At 37.1% G+C, this 18,500-nt stretch carries 17 protein-coding genes; 9 read left to right on the top strand and 8 right to left on the bottom strand.

Annotated elements, in window-relative coordinates; all coding sequences use genetic code 11:
* Positions 1–2: 2 nt before the first annotated feature.
* Positions 3–986, bottom strand: coding sequence for a LacI family DNA-binding transcriptional regulator (locus ACEN4I_RS01580; RefSeq protein ID WP_407101939.1), 984 nt, complete (start codon positions 984–986; stop codon positions 3–5).
* 194 nt (positions 987–1,180) lie between these two features.
* Between ACEN4I_RS01580 and brnQ the strand changes: the two genes are divergently transcribed.
* Together brnQ and ACEN4I_RS01570 are read left to right on the top strand one after the other, a co-directional pair.
* Positions 1,181–2,548: a branched-chain amino acid transport system II carrier protein gene (gene brnQ, locus ACEN4I_RS01575; RefSeq protein WP_407096109.1), complete on the top strand. Its 1,368-nt coding sequence runs from the start codon at positions 1,181–1,183 to the stop codon at positions 2,546–2,548.
* 756 nt (positions 2,549–3,304) lie between these two features.
* The gene (locus ACEN4I_RS01570) at positions 3,305–4,063 is read left to right on the top strand and encodes a MerR family transcriptional regulator (protein WP_407096108.1); all 759 of its coding nucleotides are present in this window, start codon (positions 3,305–3,307) and stop codon (positions 4,061–4,063) included.
* 433 nt (positions 4,064–4,496) lie between these two features.
* On the opposite strand, the gene ACEN4I_RS01565 is transcribed toward ACEN4I_RS01570, so the two are convergent.
* The 3 genes from ACEN4I_RS01565 to ACEN4I_RS01555 form a co-directional block, all read right to left on the bottom strand.
* Entirely contained in the window at positions 4,497–6,587 is a 2,091-nt protein-coding gene (locus ACEN4I_RS01565; protein ID WP_407096107.1) for an RNA degradosome polyphosphate kinase, read from the bottom strand.
* 48 nt (positions 6,588–6,635) lie between these two features.
* Positions 6,636–8,180, bottom strand: a complete 1,545-nt coding sequence (locus ACEN4I_RS01560; RefSeq protein ID WP_407096106.1) for a Ppx/GppA family phosphatase — start codon at positions 8,178–8,180, stop codon at positions 6,636–6,638.
* A 135-nt stretch (positions 8,181–8,315) separates the two neighbouring features.
* Positions 8,316–8,795, bottom strand: coding sequence for a nucleoside 2-deoxyribosyltransferase (locus tag ACEN4I_RS01555; RefSeq protein ID WP_407096105.1), 480 nt, complete (start codon positions 8,793–8,795; stop codon positions 8,316–8,318).
* Between the two features lie 172 nt (positions 8,796–8,967).
* Here ACEN4I_RS01555 and ACEN4I_RS01550 point away from each other — a divergent pair, with 172 nt between their 5' ends.
* The 3 genes from ACEN4I_RS01550 (at position 8,968) to uvrC (ending at position 12,978) form a co-directional block, all read left to right on the top strand.
* Positions 8,968–10,140 (top strand): 3D domain-containing protein, encoded by a 1,173-nt coding sequence (locus ACEN4I_RS01550; RefSeq protein ID WP_407096104.1) that lies wholly within the window; start codon positions 8,968–8,970, stop codon positions 10,138–10,140.
* A gap of 22 nt (positions 10,141–10,162) precedes the next feature.
* A complete protein-coding gene (locus ACEN4I_RS01545) occupies positions 10,163–10,423 on the top strand; it encodes a hypothetical protein (RefSeq protein ID WP_079650619.1) in 261 nt (86 codons plus the stop codon).
* A 782-nt stretch (positions 10,424–11,205) separates the two neighbouring features.
* Positions 11,206–12,978 carry an excinuclease ABC subunit UvrC gene (gene uvrC / locus ACEN4I_RS01540; protein WP_407101936.1) on the top strand — a complete coding sequence of 591 codons (1,773 nt, stop codon included), beginning with the start codon at positions 11,206–11,208 and terminating at the stop codon, positions 12,976–12,978.
* Between the two features lie 57 nt (positions 12,979–13,035).
* Here the strand turns inward: uvrC and ACEN4I_RS01535 are convergent, their stop codons facing one another.
* On the bottom strand, positions 13,036–13,383 hold the full coding sequence (locus ACEN4I_RS01535) for an iron-sulfur cluster biosynthesis family protein (RefSeq protein ID WP_079650779.1): 348 nt from the start codon (positions 13,381–13,383) through the stop codon (positions 13,036–13,038).
* A 90-nt stretch (positions 13,384–13,473) separates the two neighbouring features.
* Positions 13,474–13,818, bottom strand: a complete 345-nt coding sequence (locus ACEN4I_RS01530) for an iron-sulfur cluster biosynthesis family protein (RefSeq protein ID WP_407096101.1) — start codon at positions 13,816–13,818, stop codon at positions 13,474–13,476.
* A 136-nt stretch (positions 13,819–13,954) separates the two neighbouring features.
* Between ACEN4I_RS01530 and ACEN4I_RS01525 the strand changes: the two genes are divergently transcribed.
* Positions 13,955–14,524, top strand: a complete 570-nt coding sequence (locus tag ACEN4I_RS01525; RefSeq protein ID WP_407101934.1) for a GNAT family N-acetyltransferase — start codon at positions 13,955–13,957, stop codon at positions 14,522–14,524.
* 43 nt (positions 14,525–14,567) lie between these two features.
* Here the strand turns inward: ACEN4I_RS01525 and ACEN4I_RS01520 are convergent, their stop codons facing one another.
* Positions 14,568–15,092, bottom strand: coding sequence for an LURP-one-related/scramblase family protein (locus ACEN4I_RS01520; RefSeq protein ID WP_407101932.1), 525 nt, complete (start codon positions 15,090–15,092; stop codon positions 14,568–14,570).
* A gap of 244 nt (positions 15,093–15,336) precedes the next feature.
* Here ACEN4I_RS01520 and ACEN4I_RS01515 point away from each other — a divergent pair, with 244 nt between their 5' ends.
* Both ACEN4I_RS01515 and ACEN4I_RS01510 read left to right on the top strand, forming a co-directional pair.
* A complete protein-coding gene (locus ACEN4I_RS01515) occupies positions 15,337–15,606 on the top strand; it encodes an ACT domain-containing protein (RefSeq protein ID WP_079650966.1) in 270 nt (89 codons plus the stop codon).
* A gap of 17 nt (positions 15,607–15,623) precedes the next feature.
* Positions 15,624–16,979: a PFL family protein gene (locus tag ACEN4I_RS01510; RefSeq protein ID WP_407096097.1), complete on the top strand. Its 1,356-nt coding sequence runs from the start codon at positions 15,624–15,626 to the stop codon at positions 16,977–16,979.
* A gap of 306 nt (positions 16,980–17,285) precedes the next feature.
* Here ACEN4I_RS01510 and ACEN4I_RS01505 read toward each other — a convergent pair whose 3' ends face one another.
* Positions 17,286–17,450 (bottom strand): YvrJ family protein, encoded by a 165-nt coding sequence (locus ACEN4I_RS01505; protein ID WP_079650744.1) that lies wholly within the window; start codon positions 17,448–17,450, stop codon positions 17,286–17,288.
* Positions 17,451–17,871: 421 nt separating this feature from the next.
* On the opposite strand from ACEN4I_RS01505, the gene ACEN4I_RS01500 reads away from it, so the two are divergent.
* Positions 17,872–18,500 (top strand): UPF0236 family transposase-like protein (locus ACEN4I_RS01500; RefSeq protein WP_407127499.1); only part of this gene is annotated, 629 nt, incomplete at its 3' end.

Raw genomic sequence — 18,500 nt, 5'->3', positions numbered from 1 at the left:
TTTTAGTGAATCAGCGGTTTTGTAGATCCTCTTTGAATCAACTTAAAATCAAGAGATTGCAAAGGCTGCTCTTTTTTTGTCAGTCGTTGGTAAATCAAATGGAAGGCATTCACAGCTTGTAAATCAACCGGATAATCGATAGTGGTGATGTCCAACATTTCAGATAAGAAAATATTGTCAAATCCGATGATGGAATAGTCTTTCCCAGCAACATAGCCTAAATGCATGGCCTCAGCTACAAACCCAGCTGCTACCGAATCAGAAGCACACATAAAAGCATCTGGTTTTTCTGCTTGAAGATCAAACCAGCGAGCTGCTGTTGCGCCATCTTTTGTACCGGATAAGTTGATAAACAATGTGGGATCATGGGATTCTAAAGCATATTTATCGGTAAATTCTTTAAAAACCGCTATTCTCGTTTGGGTATTTAAGCCCAATTCACTACTATACAAGTTAATGATTTTACGGCATCCGCTTTGGTACAAATGCTCCAGTCCTAATAAATACCCTTGATATTGATCTATGTAAACGGAAGGAATAACCGCTGATTCCACACGATTTAAGGTTACGATAGGCCCATATTTTACATATTGTTCAATAACGTCCCATTCATTGGTTCGGTAAAGCAGAAAAATACCGTCTAATTGTTTGCTTTTCAACATTTCTAAGGCGTCCAGTTCTTTTTGTTTGTCGTGACTGGTGATAAAAATAGTGACTGAGTAACCTTCTTTTTGGGCTTCCAGAGTGAAGCTTCGTAACAAGAAGGTAGCCGTATCAAAAAAGTCAGTTGATACGATGCCAATAGTTTTTGTTGAGCCTTTTTTTAACGAGACCGCTTGGCTGTTTGGAACGTAATCCAATTCTTTGATCGCTTGGTCAACGATTCTTTTGGTCTCTTTACTGACATAACCATTTTTATTGATGACTCTGGATACCGTTGCAGAGGATACTTTCGCTAATTGAGCGATATCTTGAATGTTTGTCATATTCGGTTCGATTCCTTTCGCTTAGCACGTAATGAATGTTGCAAAAGCTATTACCCTTAGTATAACAAAGTAAACGTAAAATGAAATAGATAGAAAATTCAGAATTGTTATCCCCTTACATAAAAAGATTTGTTGTTTCGAGACAGAAAAAAAGTTATTATAGGTGGAAATAACAAGATTGAAAGGAGAAAAGAATGAGAAATGAAACTAAATTAACAACTGCTTCTTATTTGACAATAGGTTCGATGTTGTTTGGATTGTTTTTTGGAGCAGGAAATCTAATTTTTCCCGTTCATATGGGGCAACTTGCCGGGTCTAACGTGCATTCAGCTATTATTGGTTTTTTGATTACAGGAATTGGGCTGCCTTTTTTAGGTATTGTAGCAATGGGGATCACAAACAGCGATAGTTTATTTGATTTAGCCAGCCGCGTCCATCCATTATACGCTTATTTTATGACGGTGGCTCTTTATTTAACAATCGGACCATTTTTTGCAACACCTCGTCTGGCAACGACGTCATTTGAAGTGGGATTTGCACCATATATTGCTGAAGGGTATCAAACGGTTGCTTTAGCCATTTTTACTCTGTTATTTTTCGGGACAGCTTTGGTGTTGTCTTTGAAACCAGCAAAAATTTTAGATTATGTTGGAAAAATACTAAATCCGCTCTTTTTGATTTTCTTAGGAATTCTGATCGTAACGGCTTTTTTCAAGCCCTTAGGAAATATTAGTGATGTTCCGGTTTTAGAAACATATACGACAACGCCTTTTGTAAATGGATTTTTAGAAGGCTACAATACGATGGATGCCTTAGCTTCATTGGCTTTTGGTGTTATCGTGATTCAAGCTATTAAAGGTCTTGGTGTGACAAAACCATCTCAAATTGCTATGGATACAGTTAAGTCAGGTTTATTAAGTGTCCTATTGATGGGAGTCATTTATACTTGCTTAGCTTATTTAGGAACAATGAGTGTCGGACAATTTCCTGTTTCAGAAAACGGAGGAATTGCGTTAGCTCAAATCTCCAACTATTATTTTGGAACATTCGGCAGTATTTTACTAGCTATTATTGTAACAGTAGCTTGTTTGAAAACAGCGATTGGCTTGATCACTTCCGGTTCAGAAACTTTTTATGAACTGTTTCCTCAGTTATTGAGTTATAGAGGGTACGTTGTTCTATTGAGTGTTGTTTCAGGTGTGATTGCAAATGTGGGACTAACCAGTATTATTGCGTACTCCTTACCGGTATTGATGTTCTTGTATCCCTTAGCGATCACGTTGATCCTACTGGCTATTTTTTCGCCATTATTTAAACATCGTCAAATCGTATATGTTTGTGCCACTCTATTCACGTTGCCGATCAGTATGGTAGATTTTTTAAAAGCAGCACCAGCTTTTATCAGTGACCTGAATTGGGTACAAAATATGCTGACTTTCTTAAACGAAAACTTGCCTCTGTTTGAAGTTGGTCTTGGTTGGTTGATTCCATCTTTGATCGGGTTTTTAGTAGGTTGGGGATTAAGCTTGTTTACTAGACCGCTTCGAAAGCGCAACAAATAAGTAAAAAAGATTCCACGAAACCGACTCCCAAACGTTAGATTTTATTCTAACTTTTGGGAGTCGGTTTTTTATTTATCGAGTGAGCACTCGTTTAAAGCCCACTTGACTAGTAAACCTGTTTTATTCATCAAGTGAGCACTCGTTTAAAGCCCACTTGACCAGTAAACCTGTTTTATTTATCGAGTGAGCACTCGTTTAAAGCCCACTTGACCAGTAAACCTGTTTTATTCATCGAGTGAGCACTCGTTTAAAGCTCACTTGACCAGTAAACCAGTTTTATTCATCAAGTGAGCACTCGTTTAAAGCTCACTTGACCAGTAAACCTGTTTTATTCATCGAGTGAGCACTCGTTTAAAGCCCACTTGACCAGTAAACCTGTTTTATTCATCAAGTGAGCACTCGTTTAAAGCCCACTTGACCAGTAAACTTTTTTATTCATCGAGTGAGCACTCGTTTAAAGCTCACTTGACCAGTAAACCTGTTTTATTCATCGAGTGAGCACTCGTTTAAAGCCCACTTGACTAGTAAACCTGTTTTATTCATCAAGTGAGCACTCGTTTAAAGCCCACTTGATCAGCAAACTTGCTTTATTCCTCAAGCGGGAAATCATTCACTACTCACTTGAAGAATAACCGACCATTTACTCATTGAATGAATCTTTATGTGTCTTTCTTTTACAAAATGCTTGACCTTCACGTTGCGTAAAGGTTTACAATCAAATTAAGTCAAAGAGGAACGAAGAGAGGAGGAATAAAAATGGAATATACTGTCAATACCTTAAGCCATATAGCGGGGGTCAGCAAGCGTACATTGCGCTACTATGATGAAATCGGGTTGCTGTCCCCAAAACGAAAAAGCTCTAACGGATACCGGATATATGGAGAACAAGAAATCGAAACATTGCAGCAAATTTTATTTTACCGCAACTTGGATATGCCTTTAGAAGACATCAAACAGATTTTAAATGATGTTCACTTTGACAGTGAAGCAGCGTTGTTGGAACATCGACAACGACTAGCAGCTAAAAAAGTGCAATTAGACCAGCTGTTGACCACTATTGACAAAACATTAGCTAGTAAGAGAGGAGAGACTAAGATGTCAGACAAAGAAAAATTTGCAGGATTTAAAGAAGAACAGATTGAAAAAAATGAAGCACAGTATGGTAAAGAGATTCGTGAGAAATACGGTGTTGCAGCCATTGAAAAAGCAAACAAACAGTTTGTTGGGCTAAGTAAGGAAGAATATGAACATATGCAACAGCTAGCTGTTCAAATTTTAGAAAAACTAAAAACAATTCTGCACAAAAAAGATCCTGAAAGCAAAGAAGCATTACAAATCGCCGCACTGCACAGAGAGTGGTTGACGTTTACTTGGCCAACGTATTCAAAAGAAGCTCACCGAGGATTAGCGCAGATGTATGTGGACGATCCAAGATTCACCAAATATTATGATGAACCAGCAGGAGATGGCGCTGCTGAATTTTTACGTCAGGCTATCTTTAACTATACTAAATAAAGATACTGATTCTTCAGTATACGCTGTTTATAGAAGCTCCGAGTTACACCTATGCAAATAGAGCGAAAAGAAACGATTACCGATTTAATAAATAAATTTATTTCTCAAATGAAGAGGTTGCAGACGCTCACTTAATAAATAAATGCATCTTATTGATTAAGTAAAACTCTAATTGAAGCTCACTTGATCAATAAAATCAGTTTATTCTTCAAGTAAGACACTAACTATCACTCACTTGAGACTTAAAAGCCTTTAAGTTAATGGCTCATATAGTTAGATGACTTTGAAAAATATTTTGTGGATAAATGATATTGATTTCCATAAGCAAACTCATATGGCAGAGGAATTTTTTTACCAACGTTAGAAGATGAAGAGCTAGAGATCACGAAAAACGTGTACTTACCAATTTAGGTAAGTACACGTTTTTTCGATCTTAATGTTCTTCGCGAGGATTAATCAGTTTCTTTTCAGCAATAGCCATTTCCATAAAGGTTTGTTGGCTGTCGACTTTAGGCTGATCATTTTGGACCATTTGATACGTTCCATCTGTCAATTGTTGCCGAGCTTTAACATTATCTTTTAAGTAAATGTCTAAAATCGAAAAAATCGATTCTTTGATAGTATTGTCTAGAATAGGAAATTCGATCTCCACACGTTTTACCATATTTCGGGTCATCATATCAGCAGAAGAAAGATACAACTTCTTCTCTCCGTTGTGATGGAAATAGTAGATGCGACTATGCTCCAAAAAACGTCCAACTATACTGATGACGCGTATATTTTCACTTAGTTCAGGAATTTGAGCCCGCAAACAGCAGATACCTCTGATGATTAAATCAATTTTCACACCAGCTTGACTGGCACTGTAAAGCTTATCGATAACGACTTTGTCCGTCAGAGAGTTCATTTTAGCAATAATATGACCATTCCCGTGTTGTTGATGGAAAGCTATTTCTTCGTCAATGTCTTCAATGTAAGAATCACGAATATCAAAAGGAGAAACAGACAAGTAATTATAAACAGGTTGTTCTGAATAGCCGCTTAAATAGTTGAAGAAATTAGTCGCATCTTCTCCGATTTTTTTATTGGTCGTGATGATGCCCATGTCCGTATACAGTTTGGCGGTCGAATCATTATAATTGCCGGTTCCTAAATGAACATAACGGGTTACTTTATTTTTATTCTTTTTCACGACCATAGTGATTTTGCTATGCGTCTTCAGCTCAGTCATCCCATAAATCACGTGACAACCAGCTTCTTCCAATTCTTTTGCCCACTGCACATTTCGTTCTTCATCAAAGCGAGCTTTTAATTCAACCAACACGGTGACTTGCTTGCCATTTTCCGATGCCCGTTTTAATGCATTGACGATCGGTGAATCACTGCTGACACGATAAAGCGTTTGTTTGATCGCTAAGACAAGAGGATCGGTAGCTGCTTCTTGGATAAATTGGACAATCGGATCAAAAGAATCATAAGGATGATGAAAAAATAAATCTTGTTTGTCAGCTGCATCGTAGACATCTTTATCGACCAATTCTCTGGGGTATACTGGAGAGAACGAGTTGAAGACTAAGCCTGGCAGATCTTTTGAAAGATATTTCGAAATAGAACCCAAGACAGTCAGATCCAGAGGGCCGTCGATTCGATAGACATCTTGCTCCTCAATTTCCAAGGCCAGGGTTAAATGATAGATATCCTCATTGATGGTGGAGTGCGGATGTCGAGTATCTACTTCTAAACGTACAGCCATGCCGTTTTTACGTTGTTTCAAATAGTCTTCGATCACCACTAACAGATCTTCAGCACCTTGTTCATGGATTTCCAGATCGGCATTTCGCGTCACACGAAAATTAAAGGTGCTCTTGATCGTATACCCTTTGAACAAATCACTCATAAAATGAGCAATCAAATCTTCCGTATAGATAATAGTCGTATGATCGTTCATTTTGATCGGAACAAAGCGGTCCGCCAATGCCGGTAATGGGACAATAGCGACTTTTGAATCTCCCTCTTTTTCCAAATGAACAAAAATATTGACTAACTTGTTGTTCAAATTAGGAAAAGGTCGATAGGCATCGATTCCCAGTGGGGTAAGTGTAGGGAAAATAATTTCAGAAAAGATACTTTTTGCGGCTTTAAATTCTTTTTTAGTCAATGCTGTAATATCTTTAAAGTAAACAGAATGACTTTCTAATTTTTTAACAACTTCCGTGTAAAGACGGTATTGGTAAGTTACATTGGAACGATTCTTGATTGAAATAGCTTCCAGTTGTTTTTCGGGAGATAAATGAGTTTTGCTGTCCGGCTGATTGTAATTCAATTTTACTTGATCTTGCAGACCAGCGACCCGAACCATATAAAACTCGTCCAGATTGGAACTGCCGATACCTAAAAAGTTTAATTTCTCCAGCAACGGGTTAATATCCAGTTCTGCTTCAGAAATGACTCGCTGATTAAAGTCCAGCCAACTCAATTCTCTGTTTTGATAAAAATTAGGATTGGAATAGTCCTGTTCTTTCATTCAAATTCACCCCGCTCTGTTTAATTCCATTAACTTGATGATACTTATCTATTGTGTAGATTCTGTAAATTTAATAGCAAGGTTTGCGTCTAATATGCGTTCCAAATGCTTTTTCTGTCTATTGGTACGGTATTCTTCCGTTAAAACGTCTCCTTGATTCACAATGTGAAGGGTATAATTGTTCGAATCCTTTTTTTCTAGAGAGATATCTTTGACGACATTTACATGAGAATCATTTAATGCTTCGCTGAATTTAATGATACCGCCTAAATATTGGAGCAGATTTAATTCATCTTTATCAAACCAATTGGCCATTTCTTTCGTGTATTGCTTCAACAACGATTTATTTTTAAAGCTGGCTAACAGAGCCAGGATGACTCGTTCTTTGTGATTTAAGCCAGGAAGATTACTATTCGAAAGAATGTAAAACGTATTTTGTGATTGGGCATCGTTGTCGATGTAACTACCGATATAGTAAAGGTAAGCACTAGAACGCAGATAGTTTTTCCAATAATCATTCACTTCGATAATGCCTTCTTTTTCAAGAACAGAGAGCAATTTGTCTGCAATGGAGACGCGTTGTCTAGCAACCATCGGAGGAATATTATATGACTGGGCAGTACGACCAACAGTTTGTTGTCGTATTTCGGTCAGACTGAAGGGATTGTTGTGATGAATATTCAAATACTCCATTACGACACCTTCACGAAGTCCTTTGTTGCTAAAAATAAAAGTAGACGCAGCTACTGCATCAAACAGGGCATTAAAAACCAAATTCGCCGGCAAAATAATATCGGTACGGTCGCGACTCAATCCATCTAAATCATTCAATTCATCAGTGTCCGATTTTTCTAAAATATTTAGAGTATCTTGCAGATTATCTCGTGTCATTTGATACGCATGAACCCCTGCAATAGGGTATTCGATCATTCGCTGATGGATATTGGCAATGTTCCGTGCACTTCCGCCGATAGCGATGATAGGCACTTCTTTGTTTTGGATCCAAGGCAGCGAATTGAATTGTTCTGCGATAAATTTTTTAGCATTTTTGATGGCTTTACTATCATTATGAGCTTTACCATCAAAAAAAAGCTCCTTCAAAGTGACCACTCCAAAAGGAAAACTAATGGAATGCAGTAATTTTTTATTTTCAAAGTATGTGATCTCTGTACTCCCGCCACCAATATCTATAGTAATTCCATTTTTAGAATTGATGGAATGGAGAACGGCGTAATTTCCATAATAAGCTTCTTGTTCTTCTGCCAACAAGGTGATTTTAATTCCTGTTTCTTCTTTAATATGCTCTAAGATCTCTTGTTGGTTTTTGGATTGACGAATAGCAGCTGTAGCAACCGGCATTAAAGTGTCTACTTCATATTGAATGGCTACTTTCTTAAAACTTTGCATAATCTCCGTTAATTTATCAATGCCTTCTTGACTCAATACTTTATCTTCTGAAAGGTAGAGATATAAGCGAGCAGGAGTTTTGATATTTTGTAATTCTTTAATATTGTAATATGCATCTGTTTCAAAAATAACTAAGCGAACCGTGTTGGAACCAATATCGATTAATCCAATTCTTTCATTTGACATAAAAAAACCTCATTTCTATAAGAAAACTTAGTATAAGTTTATCTTACTTGAATGAGGTTTCTTTGTCTAAAATTAACAACGGAACGATTATAGTGAGTTCAAAAAAAGAAGAAGATTAGAAAAATGTCGGTTATATTACAAATATGACTGAATACTGCGGATTAAGTCCGCTGAATTTGTAACAATAGCTCCATTCATTTTTATCAATCCTACAGTGTACAAGTTAATGTAAGCAAACTGTGATTCTGCCGGCTGTTGCAAGGCATCAAGCTTTTGCTTATTGGTGGCCCCTTGTTGACGAGAATCACTATATAATCCAATAATCGGGATTCCAGCTTGATAAGCTACTCCGATTTCAGAGGCAACACCTACATCAATTGAAGCACCATCTAAAACCGCTACCACAAGATCGCTGGCCAGTAAAGCATCTGTATCATATTTGGCAATCGCAATAGAATCGGCATAAGTATTTTTATCGTTGATATCACCTTGTTCTTGAGGAGAATAGATCTCAATATCGGGGTATTGTTCCCGTATTTTATTGACTAGAAATTCGTTATAGGTGTATTCCATTTCTGAAAAAAGCGGACTAGCATAATAAATCTTTTTTGGCATTGTAATTCCTCCTTATAGAATGTTACAGAATCATTATACTATAAATTCATATTGTAATAAAAAGTAAAGTGAAAGAAATGTACCAGCCGGTATTATTGGTTATAATGTAAAAGGATTAAGGAACCGGAAAGTTGAAAGATAAATAAAATCATATTTAGAAAGGCGTTGTCTTATGAAGAAGAGAACCGTAAGTTTCTGTTTAGTTGTTGGAATGATGATTTCAATGTTCAGCCCAATAGTCGGAGAAGCAGCTACGTTAGAAGAAATCAAAACACAACAACAATCTAAACAAAGCGAAATGATACTATTGGATAACCAAATCAATAGTAAATTGGAAGAAGTAAACAAAAAGAATACAGAGCTTGAAAAAGTAGAAGAAGAGATTACTACTTTGGAAGTGACTGTTGAAGAAACAGCACAAGCTGTTGAAAAACAAGAAGAAGTTGTTTCAGAACGTTTAGATCAAGCCAAAGACAGACTTAAAACGATCCAGACAAATGAAGTGAACCAAAACACGGTATTAAGTTTAATTGAAGCTGAAAGTGTTACAGACTTCTTAAATCGTGCATACGTATTAATCACATTACAATCAGCTGGGAATGACCAAGTTGCCTCAGCTCAAGAAGAAGCAGAGGAATTAGAAAAACTGGAAGAACAACATGCAGCTAAAATTGCAGAATTGAAAGAGCAATCTTCACTGGCTAAACAACAAAAAGAAGAACTAGCCACAGAATTAGCTGATTTACAAGAAACAATGGATGAAAATAAAGCTCTTTTAGATAAATTAGATGAAGAAAGAGCCAATGAAGAAAATCGTATCGCTGAAGAAGAACGTCTAGCAAAAGAAGAAGCTGAAAAAGCAGCATTAGCTGAAAAAGCTAAAGAAGAAGCTAAACAAGCTGAAATCGCCGCTACACAAACGACAGCAAAAGAAGAAACTGCACCTGTTGCAACGAATGTAACAGTTAAAGAAGAAACTGAAGTAACTGAAACAAAAACAGAACAACAAGCAGAAACAAAAACGGAAGCACAAGCAACACCGGAAAAAACGACTTCAAGTAGTAAAACAGTGGTTGTTTCAGCCACAGGCTATTCAACACAACAAGCTGGTTTAAGTACTCATACAGCAATGGGAATTGATTTGACAGTAAATCCAAATGTTATTGCGGTGGATCCAAGTGTTATTCCATTAGGTTCAAAAGTTGAAATACCAGGATTTGGTGTTTTCATCGCTGGCGATACAGGTGGAGCAATCAAAGGAAACAAAATTGACATTCACTTCTCAACAGTTCAACAAGCATTAAGCTGGGGAAGAAGAACGATTACAGTTAAAATTCTTGATTAAAATCCAACAAACAGGTGATCAAATGGAGAATAGTTTAGATATAGATTTTTACCAAGATAAAGATGAAGATATTTTCTTAGAAGCTTGGGAAGCAAAGTATGGGGAATTAGAAGATTCTGCAATCGAGACGCTTTATCAAGAAATTGCACAAGATATTCACCAACAAATCAACACTGAGCAACATAAACTGGGAAAGAAATATGTGTATCGTGAAGTATTTGTGGGCTATTCAGACTACAATACCTTTAATAATTTGTATCTATTCTCCCAATCTAAAAGATAATTTAAGCTTATTATCCTAAACAACGACAGAGATCAACTCTGTCGTTGTTTTTCGATTTGGCTTTAACTCATCTTCTAGCGTTGGTAAAGAAATTTTCTCCGGCCTACGGGGTTGCTTATGAAAGCCATGGGAACGCCTTGAGCCTAAAACCGCGTCTCAACGCTTGCAAGCTTTGCCGTAGCCGTTGGAGCGTGAGCGACGTACGGATATGGTATGCGTAGCGTAGTGGAGAACAAACTAAGCGTAACGGCTAAAGCCTAACGCTCAGTAATTGCCATGATTGTTGCTGCTTCAGCAGCTTACAAGCATGGTACACTTGGGCGTACGCCCACAGTGTTTCCTTTTTTTGCATCCTTTTTCATGGCTATAAGCAACCTCATATTCCTCCGAAAATTTCTAGGAATGAGTTTTTTAAAGGATTAGGATTTATTTTTTTCTTACCAACGTTGGATGTTGTAGAACCGCTTTAATGCACAATCAGCAAGGTAAATCTGAGTATAATAGTAGTTAAATGCCGCATATCGCACGATCATATTCAATAAATAGTACAAAATAGGAGTTCGTTTACTTAAGAAACTGATATACTGAAAAAAGAAGCAAAGTGGACCAGCTGTGCTAACCCTGCATGGAGTTATCCATCAACTTGTGTACAATTTACAGCTCATTTTCAAAACTTGTCCACAAAATCCAATACACCATCACCTTTCTAATCACAAAAAGTTGACCGAATCAGAAAAGAACCCTAAACTACTATTAATATAAAAGATAGGAGAATTCCGTAAATGGTAAGTGATCACATCAATAACAAACTTACACTGCTGCCTGATTTACCAGGGTGCTATGTAATGAAAAATAAAGACCAAGAAATCATTTATATTGGCAAAGCTAAAAACCTAAAGAATCGTGTTCGTTCTTATTTCAAGGGCAGCCATGAAGGAAAAACACAACTATTGGTACAAGAGATTCGTGATTTTGAAACGATTATTACCAAAACAGAAAAAGAATCTCTTCTTTTAGAAATTACCTTGATCAAAAAACACCAACCTAAATACAACATTAAACTAAAACAAGGAACCAATTATCCTTATCTTAAAATTACCAACGAAAAGGATCCGCAATTGATCATTACATCAGATGTCAAAAAAGACGGCGGTCATTATTTTGGACCTTACCCGAATGTTTATGCAGCTTCTGAAACGCAGCAGCTGATTCAGAAAATTTATCCACTGCGAAAATGCAATGGACGCCAAAAAAGAGCTTGTTTGTATTACCATATAGGGCAATGTATTGGTCCATGCGACCATGAGGTACCCGAGGAAGAATATGTGTCGCAAGTCAATCGCATCAAGCGATTCTTGAATGGTGATGTCAAAGAGGTTAAAAAGGTATTGCGGAGCCGAATGAAAGATGCGGCAGACAAGCTTGAATTTGAACGTGCTGCTGAATATCGAAATCAAATTCAATACATTGAAACTACAGTAGAAAAACAAAACATCATTACAAATGACCCAACGCCTAGAGATGTCTTTAGTTACTATATGAATAAAGGGTGGATTTCCATTCAAACGTTCTTTATTCGCCAAGCCACATTGATCAAGCGAGAAGCCACTATTTTTCCCTGTTATGATACACCAGATGAAGAACTGGCTTCTTATATCGTGCAGTTTTATGAAGAAAAGAACCATATCCTTCCTAAAGAGATATTGGTCCCGCAAGGTATGGACACAGCTGTCTTGGAAGAAGTATTGCAAGTTTCAGTTCGCAGTCCTTTTAAAGGTCGTAAAAAAGATATGTTGGATCTAGCTACCAAAAATAGTGAGATCGCCCTCAATGAGAAATTTAAATTGATTGAAATGGATGATAAGAAGACGGTAGGGGCTATCAAAGAACTTTCTCAAGCTTTGGGCATCCCTTATATCGAACGGATCGAAGCTTTTGACCACTCCAATATTCAAGGAACAAGTCCCGTATCAGCGATGATCTCTTTTAAGGACGGAGCTCCTGATAAGAGTCAGTACAGGAAATATAATATCAAAACGGTAAACGGCAGTAATGAATTGGCGACCACTCAAGAAGTAGTGCGCAGAAGATATACTCGCTTATTAAAAGAGGGAAAACCCTTGCCGGATCTGATTTTGATGGATGGGGGGAAAATCCAAGTAAATGGAGCAATCGATGTTCTGGAAAATGAACTGGGACTGAGTATTCCTGTGGCAGGTATGGTCAAAGACAATAAACATAGAACAGCATCGCTTATTTTTGGCGAATCTCATCAAATTGTTCCGTTAGAACCGACCAGCCAAGCTTTTTATTTAGTCCAACGGGTTCAAGATGAAGTTCACCGTTTTGCGATCACCTTTCATCGAAAAGTTCGTAGTAAAAACAGTGTCTCTTCAAGATTAGATCGAATCGAAGGAATAGGTCCTAAGCGAAGAAAGAAAATCATGACGCACTTTAAATCCGTCAAAAATATTCGCGAAGCCTCTATTGAAGAGATTACCAGTATTGGTGTGCCGCTAGAAGTAGCTAAAAAAATAAAAGAAGACATCAAATAAATGAAAAAGCCTTCTACCCATTTTAAAGGGTGGAAGGCTTTTTCATTTGTATTTGTTTTAATATAACTTCGTGTCATTATCATCTACAACAGAAATATTGGAGTTGATAATACCAGCATCGCTTGTTAGAACAAGTGTGTTTTTATCTTTTTTATAATCTAATTTCAGGTTCTCGTTTAAATCATCTAGATGAGAACTTTGAGTGTAAACTGCACCAATACTTGAGTCAATTGGTGTGTCTAATGCCTCGTTGTCTGAGGTCACAAGTTTTAAAGAATAAGCGCCTCTAATGCCACAAGCATAACCACCCGGTACATCATTATAAGAAAGAGCCCATTTTCCTTCGTGCTTTTCTTGGATGAGCTCTAATCGTTCTCTTGCTGAATCTGTAATGTTTAAATACATACAAACGGCCTTCTTTCATCAAAATTGGTAACTTACTATTAATAAGTGTTTTTAGTGTAACGCAAATTGTCTCAAAAGTCTAGCAGCTAGTTAAAGAATCTGTTTGCCTTCTTGATCAGTGATGATAACGTTATTGTTGATCAGGCCTGTTTCGCCTTTTAGAATTAAGGAATTTTTGTCTTTTTTGTAATCCAGTTTCATTTCCTGATCTAAATAAGATAAGCTCCATTTTTGAATGGGAAGATCGCCTAAATTGGATTCAAGAAGACCATCCATATCTTTATCAGTATTTTGTCTTATTTGCAGCGTGAATATTCCTGTATTCCCACATTCACAACCTACTTTTGATTCATAAAAAACAGCTAAGTTGCCTTGAGAAACAGATTGAGCCTTTTGAATTCGTTCTTGTGCAGCCTCTGTGATATCTAAGAACATTAGAATTCCCCCCTTTGCTGGTTCGCTTTAAGTATACTATCTTTTAGAGCATTAACCAACAGGATAAAATTTGTCGGAAAAATAATTTTCAGGTAATATTAGAAAGAGAATATAGGGAATAGATGAGGTGTATTAAATGATTCGCAAAGCTGAGAAGAAGGATACAGAAAATTTGATTGATGGCATCATAGCCATATGGGAAGACATGGAGTCTCCTTTCGTTACTGAAATTCCATTACCGGAACTGAAAGAAATTCTGAGAGAGAGTATGCTGCAAGAGGATTTTCGCTATCACTATTCTAAGGGAATCGTCTGCGAACGCAATAATGCGGTTGCCGGATTTATCTATGGATATAAAGGAGAAAACGAACGAAATCTTGATCGGTCTTTCAAAGAATTATTAAGAGAAAAAAACTATGACCAAAAAATTAATTTGTCTTTTGACCAAGAAACTAAAGCTGGTGAATGGTATATAGATATGGTGTTCACTCAAGCCAATTTCCGTAAGCAAGGTGTGGCTACAGAATTGTTGGCCTCGCTGCCTAAGATCGCTAAAGAAGCAGAAGAACCAATGATTGCATTAAATTGTGATTTGGTAAATGATAAGGCTCGGAAAGTATATGAAAAACAAGGTTTTCAAAAAGAATCTGAGGTTACAATCGTAGGTCATGTTTACGATCATATGGTAAAAAAAGTCGATGAATGAAAAAGGGAAGCGGATCTTTATTCCGTTTCCCTTTTTCCCTATATTAGATGAGGCGAATAGCCGCCTGTTTATTTTTTTTAACGAGTACAAAATCTTTTTTTCTTTTTCTCGCATAATGATCTACAATCAGTGCCACCACAACACAAATAGGAGCGTGGTGCGGTTCAGGAATGGTTAAAGTATAGAAATCTCCCCGAGCAAAGCAATTCTTTTCCATTTCCATAATGGTTTTTGAATGTTGTTTAACTTGATAGCGTGCATGTTCAAAGTCTCCGGATATGATCCAATTTAACTTGCTGATTTTAAAATAGGTCTTGGAAAAAGCTACGTGTTTTGTGATGGTACCTATCTTTTCATCTCTTACATACAAATCAAATCGTGGCATCAAGGAAAGAGTCACTTGTTTTACCTTGACCAATAAGGAGCCGTTCATAGCGTATAGGGAAATAGAATCCCCAACACGTCCCCATGTCCCCACAGCTAGGAAGATATCTTCACCGGCATGGTTTTTGACGATAATTTTCTCTTGCTTTGATATAAATTCTTCTTTCATATAAAGTCGAACCATTTTATCAACACCTCTAATGAATAAGACTTGATCCATTATGCTAGAAAATATCCGTTGTTTTATTCCTTCTATTCGACAAAAAGAAACACCCATTCCTATATCAACTTCATTATAACAAAAATCAGAACAGAATCGAAGACCTTATTCTACTTTCTACATTAAGACAAAGAAAGTAACTGAACTTTAGAAACAAACATGGTAGAATAGTACAATATAATGAAAGGTTCTTATGAGGAGGAAAAAGATGAAAGCGATTGTGACAGTTATAGGACAAGATAAAGTAGGTATCGTGGCTGGGGTCAGTAAAAAGCTGAGCGAACTACAGATTAATATCAACGATATTTCTCAAACGATTATGGAAGGCTATTTCACTATGATGGTATTGTGTGATCTTTCTGCTAGTGAGCTAGAGTTTAGTCAAATCAAAGAGGAACTAACTAAAGAAGGGGAAGAATTAGGAGTAAAGGTACGCATTCAGCGCCAAGAAACATTTGATACGATGCATAAACTATAAAAGGAGCCTTCGATAAGATGGAAATCACAAATATATTTGAAACCGTTCGTATGATTGAAGAAGAAAATTTAGATATTCGAACCATTACAATGGGAATATCGTTGTTGGATTGTATTGATTCGGATGGAGAGAAAGCACGCCAAAAAATCTATGATAAAATCACGACTAAAGCTAAGGATTTGGTCAAGGTAGGGAAAGCTATAGAAATGGAATATGGGATTCCTATTATCAACAAACGAATTTCTGTAACTCCTATTTCTTTAGTAGCGGGAGCTTCTGCAGATAAAGATTATGTAGCGTATGCTAAAACGTTGGACGCTGCAGCAAAAGAAGTTGATGTAAACTTTATCGGCGGCTTTTCTGCTTTAGTAGAAAAAGGATACCATAAAGGCGATGAAATTTTACTTCGTTCCATTCCTAGAGCACTAGCTGAGACAGAACGTGTGTGCTCATCTGTTAATATCGGCTCTACAAAAGCCGGTATCAATATGGATGCCGTTCGTGATATGGGAGAGATCATTAAAGAAACAGCTGAGTTGACTGCGGATACTCAAGGACTAGGTTGTGCTAAATTAGTCGTATTTGCCAATGCGGTAGAAGATAATCCGTTCATGGCAGGTGCTTTTCACGGAGTAGGAGAAGCGGATTGTGTTATTAACGTAGGAATCAGTGGACCGGGTGTTGTCAAAAGAGCTTTAGAAAAAGTTAAAGGAGAACCGTTTGATGTTATCGCTGAAACGGTCAAAAAGACAGCTTTTAAAATTACCCGGATGGGTCAATTGGTAGGGCAAGTTGCTGCAGAAAGATTAGACGTACCTTTTGGGATTGTCGATTTATCTTTAGCTCCAACACCTGCCATTGGAGATTCCGTTGGGCGCATATTAGAAGAAATGGGCTTAGAGAGAGTCGGAACTCATGGAACTACGGCGGCTTTGGCTTTATTGAATGATGCTGTTAAAAAGGGTGGCGTGATGGCTTGTGGCCATGTAGGCGGATTGTCTGGCGCATTCATTCCCGTATCAGAAGATGAAGCTATGATAGAAGCTGTTGAAGCAGGAGCTCTTAATGTAGAAAAATTAGAAGCCATGACCGCTATTTGTTCGGTAGGGTTGGACATGGTTGCTGTTCCTGGTGAAACATCCGCAGCAACACTGTCTGCGATTATTGCTGATGAAGCAGCCATAGGAATGTCCAATCACAAAACGACTGCAGTACGCATTATTCCAGCACCAGGTTCCAAAGTAGGCGATCGCATCGAATTAGGCGGCCTACTAGGAACAGCACCCGTAATGGCAGTAAATCCCTTTGGATCGGAAGAATTCATCCAAAGAGGTGGAAGAATTCCTGCTCCGTTGCATTCATTTAAGAATTAAGAGCGCGAAGCAAAACGTTTAGAACACTGTACACAACACCCAAGCGAAAGTTAGGTCTTTTTATCTAACATTCGTCTGGGTGTTGTGGTAGTGTGTTCTGCTTTGCGTAGCGCGTCTATGAGAGCAGAAACCTTTCTCTTGATTTTTCTAGAAAGGATTTTTTGGTCACGAAAAGTTTTGAATCATCTCAGGCAAATTTTGACAAACAAACTGAATTGCTAACTAGAGTCATACCACTAAAATCCAAAATGAAAAAGCAGCTGAGAAGAATGAAGACACTCTTCACTACTGCTTTTTCATTTGTTATTAAGGTGTCGATTTGATTACTGTACTTAAGTCATGTAGTGCTTTTACCACGTCATCCAGCTTTGTTTCCATGCGTTGCAGTAAAAACAGCGAAATAAATATTGGAAAACCAATATTACTAACGAGTTCTATCACAGATGTCCACCACTGTATTTCAGTTTCCATGCACTCACTCCTTTCTTGTAACTCATCTCCAATTAAAATAACGAGTTACAGTAAAAAAGTGTTACATAAAGAAAATTCTTTAACACAAAAATAACAGAAAGCGGTTTCGGTCAATTTTAAGAGAGAAAGTGTACAGGTGGAGACAATGAAAAACAAGAATGGAAACGCTATAATAAGGTAGTACTCATAGAAACCGATTACTTAATAATAAAATAGAGAATTTACTCTATATAAATAAAACGTAATCGGATATGAAAAATGAAAATAATTAAGGATAGGTGAAGCCTTAGTGTAAAATATTCGGTGGTAGAAATAAAAGACGAATGACGATCGTTTTTTAAGTTGACAAAAAAAGAGGAAGACCGTTACCATACAATTATAGGTTTGAGCGCCTAAATATAATCGTAAAGGTTGGTCTTCCTTGGAAACTATTTTAACAGAAATGATTGAATTAATAAAGAACTCTACAGATGGAATTACTGCAGAAAGAAGACTTGTCGCCTATTTTTCAGAGTGGATCAGTGAAATAACCGGAGAAGCTTTAGAATGTATGGATGATGCTTTAGCTGAAGAATATAAAAAAACGGGCTATAAAATAGAAAAACGAGATACTCGTACCATTCAAGTTCTCTTTGGCAAAGTAAACTTTAAACGAAGAAGAATGAAAAAGGCAGGAGAAAAAGCCCTTTATCCGTTGGATAAAGAAATGGGTTTTCTCAAAGGAGAGGCTTTTTCTCCCCTTCTTTTACGAAATATTGCAGAAGTAGCTTCAGGAACGGTATTAAGAAAAACAGAACAAGCTGTATCGTTGTTAACTCCCTTTTCTATTAGCCATACAAAAGTAAAATCTGTACTGGATAAAGTAGGTAGTTTACAAAAGAACTATACAGAAAATCGTCTTTTGGATATCAATCAAGTAGAAGAACCAAAACATAAAAAGAAAGTTCCCTTTCTGTTCATAGAAGGCGATGGTTTAATGTATAAGGCGACTAAAAAGAAACGAGGAGAAATTCATCGTATTCAAATCGCCGAAGGAGTAGAGAAAAATGG

Origin of the sequence: Desemzia sp. FAM 23990, from assembly GCF_045528485.1 — a bacterium.
Classification (GTDB): Bacteria; Bacillota; Bacilli; order Lactobacillales; family Carnobacteriaceae; genus Desemzia.
This window is presented reverse-complemented; position numbering and strand designations above follow the sequence as displayed.

Excerpts from the sequence above, each read along its gene's own strand:
- ACEN4I_RS01580 (WP_407101939.1), bottom strand. The coding sequence starts at position 986 with ATGACAAACATTCAAGATATCGCTCAATTAGCGAAAGTATCCTCTGCA.
- brnQ (WP_407096109.1), top strand. The coding sequence starts at position 1,181 with ATGAGAAATGAAACTAAATTAACAACTGCTTCTTATTTGACAATAGGT.
- ACEN4I_RS01570 (WP_407096108.1), top strand. The coding sequence starts at position 3,305 with ATGGAATATACTGTCAATACCTTAAGCCATATAGCGGGGGTCAGCAAG.
- ACEN4I_RS01565 (WP_407096107.1), bottom strand. The coding sequence starts at position 6,587 with ATGAAAGAACAGGACTATTCCAATCCTAATTTTTATCAAAACAGAGAA.
- ACEN4I_RS01560 (WP_407096106.1), bottom strand. The coding sequence starts at position 8,180 with ATGTCAAATGAAAGAATTGGATTAATCGATATTGGTTCCAACACGGTT.
- ACEN4I_RS01555 (WP_407096105.1), bottom strand. The coding sequence starts at position 8,795 with ATGCCAAAAAAGATTTATTATGCTAGTCCGCTTTTTTCAGAAATGGAA.
- ACEN4I_RS01550 (WP_407096104.1), top strand. The coding sequence starts at position 8,968 with ATGAAGAAGAGAACCGTAAGTTTCTGTTTAGTTGTTGGAATGATGATT.
- ACEN4I_RS01545 (WP_079650619.1), top strand. The coding sequence starts at position 10,163 with ATGGAGAATAGTTTAGATATAGATTTTTACCAAGATAAAGATGAAGAT.
- uvrC (WP_407101936.1), top strand. The coding sequence starts at position 11,206 with ATGGTAAGTGATCACATCAATAACAAACTTACACTGCTGCCTGATTTA.
- ACEN4I_RS01535 (WP_079650779.1), bottom strand. The coding sequence starts at position 13,383 with ATGTATTTAAACATTACAGATTCAGCAAGAGAACGATTAGAGCTCATC.
- ACEN4I_RS01530 (WP_407096101.1), bottom strand. The coding sequence starts at position 13,818 with ATGTTCTTAGATATCACAGAGGCTGCACAAGAACGAATTCAAAAGGCT.
- ACEN4I_RS01525 (WP_407101934.1), top strand. The coding sequence starts at position 13,955 with ATGATTCGCAAAGCTGAGAAGAAGGATACAGAAAATTTGATTGATGGC.
- ACEN4I_RS01520 (WP_407101932.1), bottom strand. The coding sequence starts at position 15,092 with ATGGTTCGACTTTATATGAAAGAAGAATTTATATCAAAGCAAGAGAAA.
- ACEN4I_RS01515 (WP_079650966.1), top strand. The coding sequence starts at position 15,337 with ATGAAAGCGATTGTGACAGTTATAGGACAAGATAAAGTAGGTATCGTG.
- ACEN4I_RS01510 (WP_407096097.1), top strand. The coding sequence starts at position 15,624 with ATGGAAATCACAAATATATTTGAAACCGTTCGTATGATTGAAGAAGAA.
- ACEN4I_RS01505 (WP_079650744.1), bottom strand. The coding sequence starts at position 17,450 with ATGGAAACTGAAATACAGTGGTGGACATCTGTGATAGAACTCGTTAGT.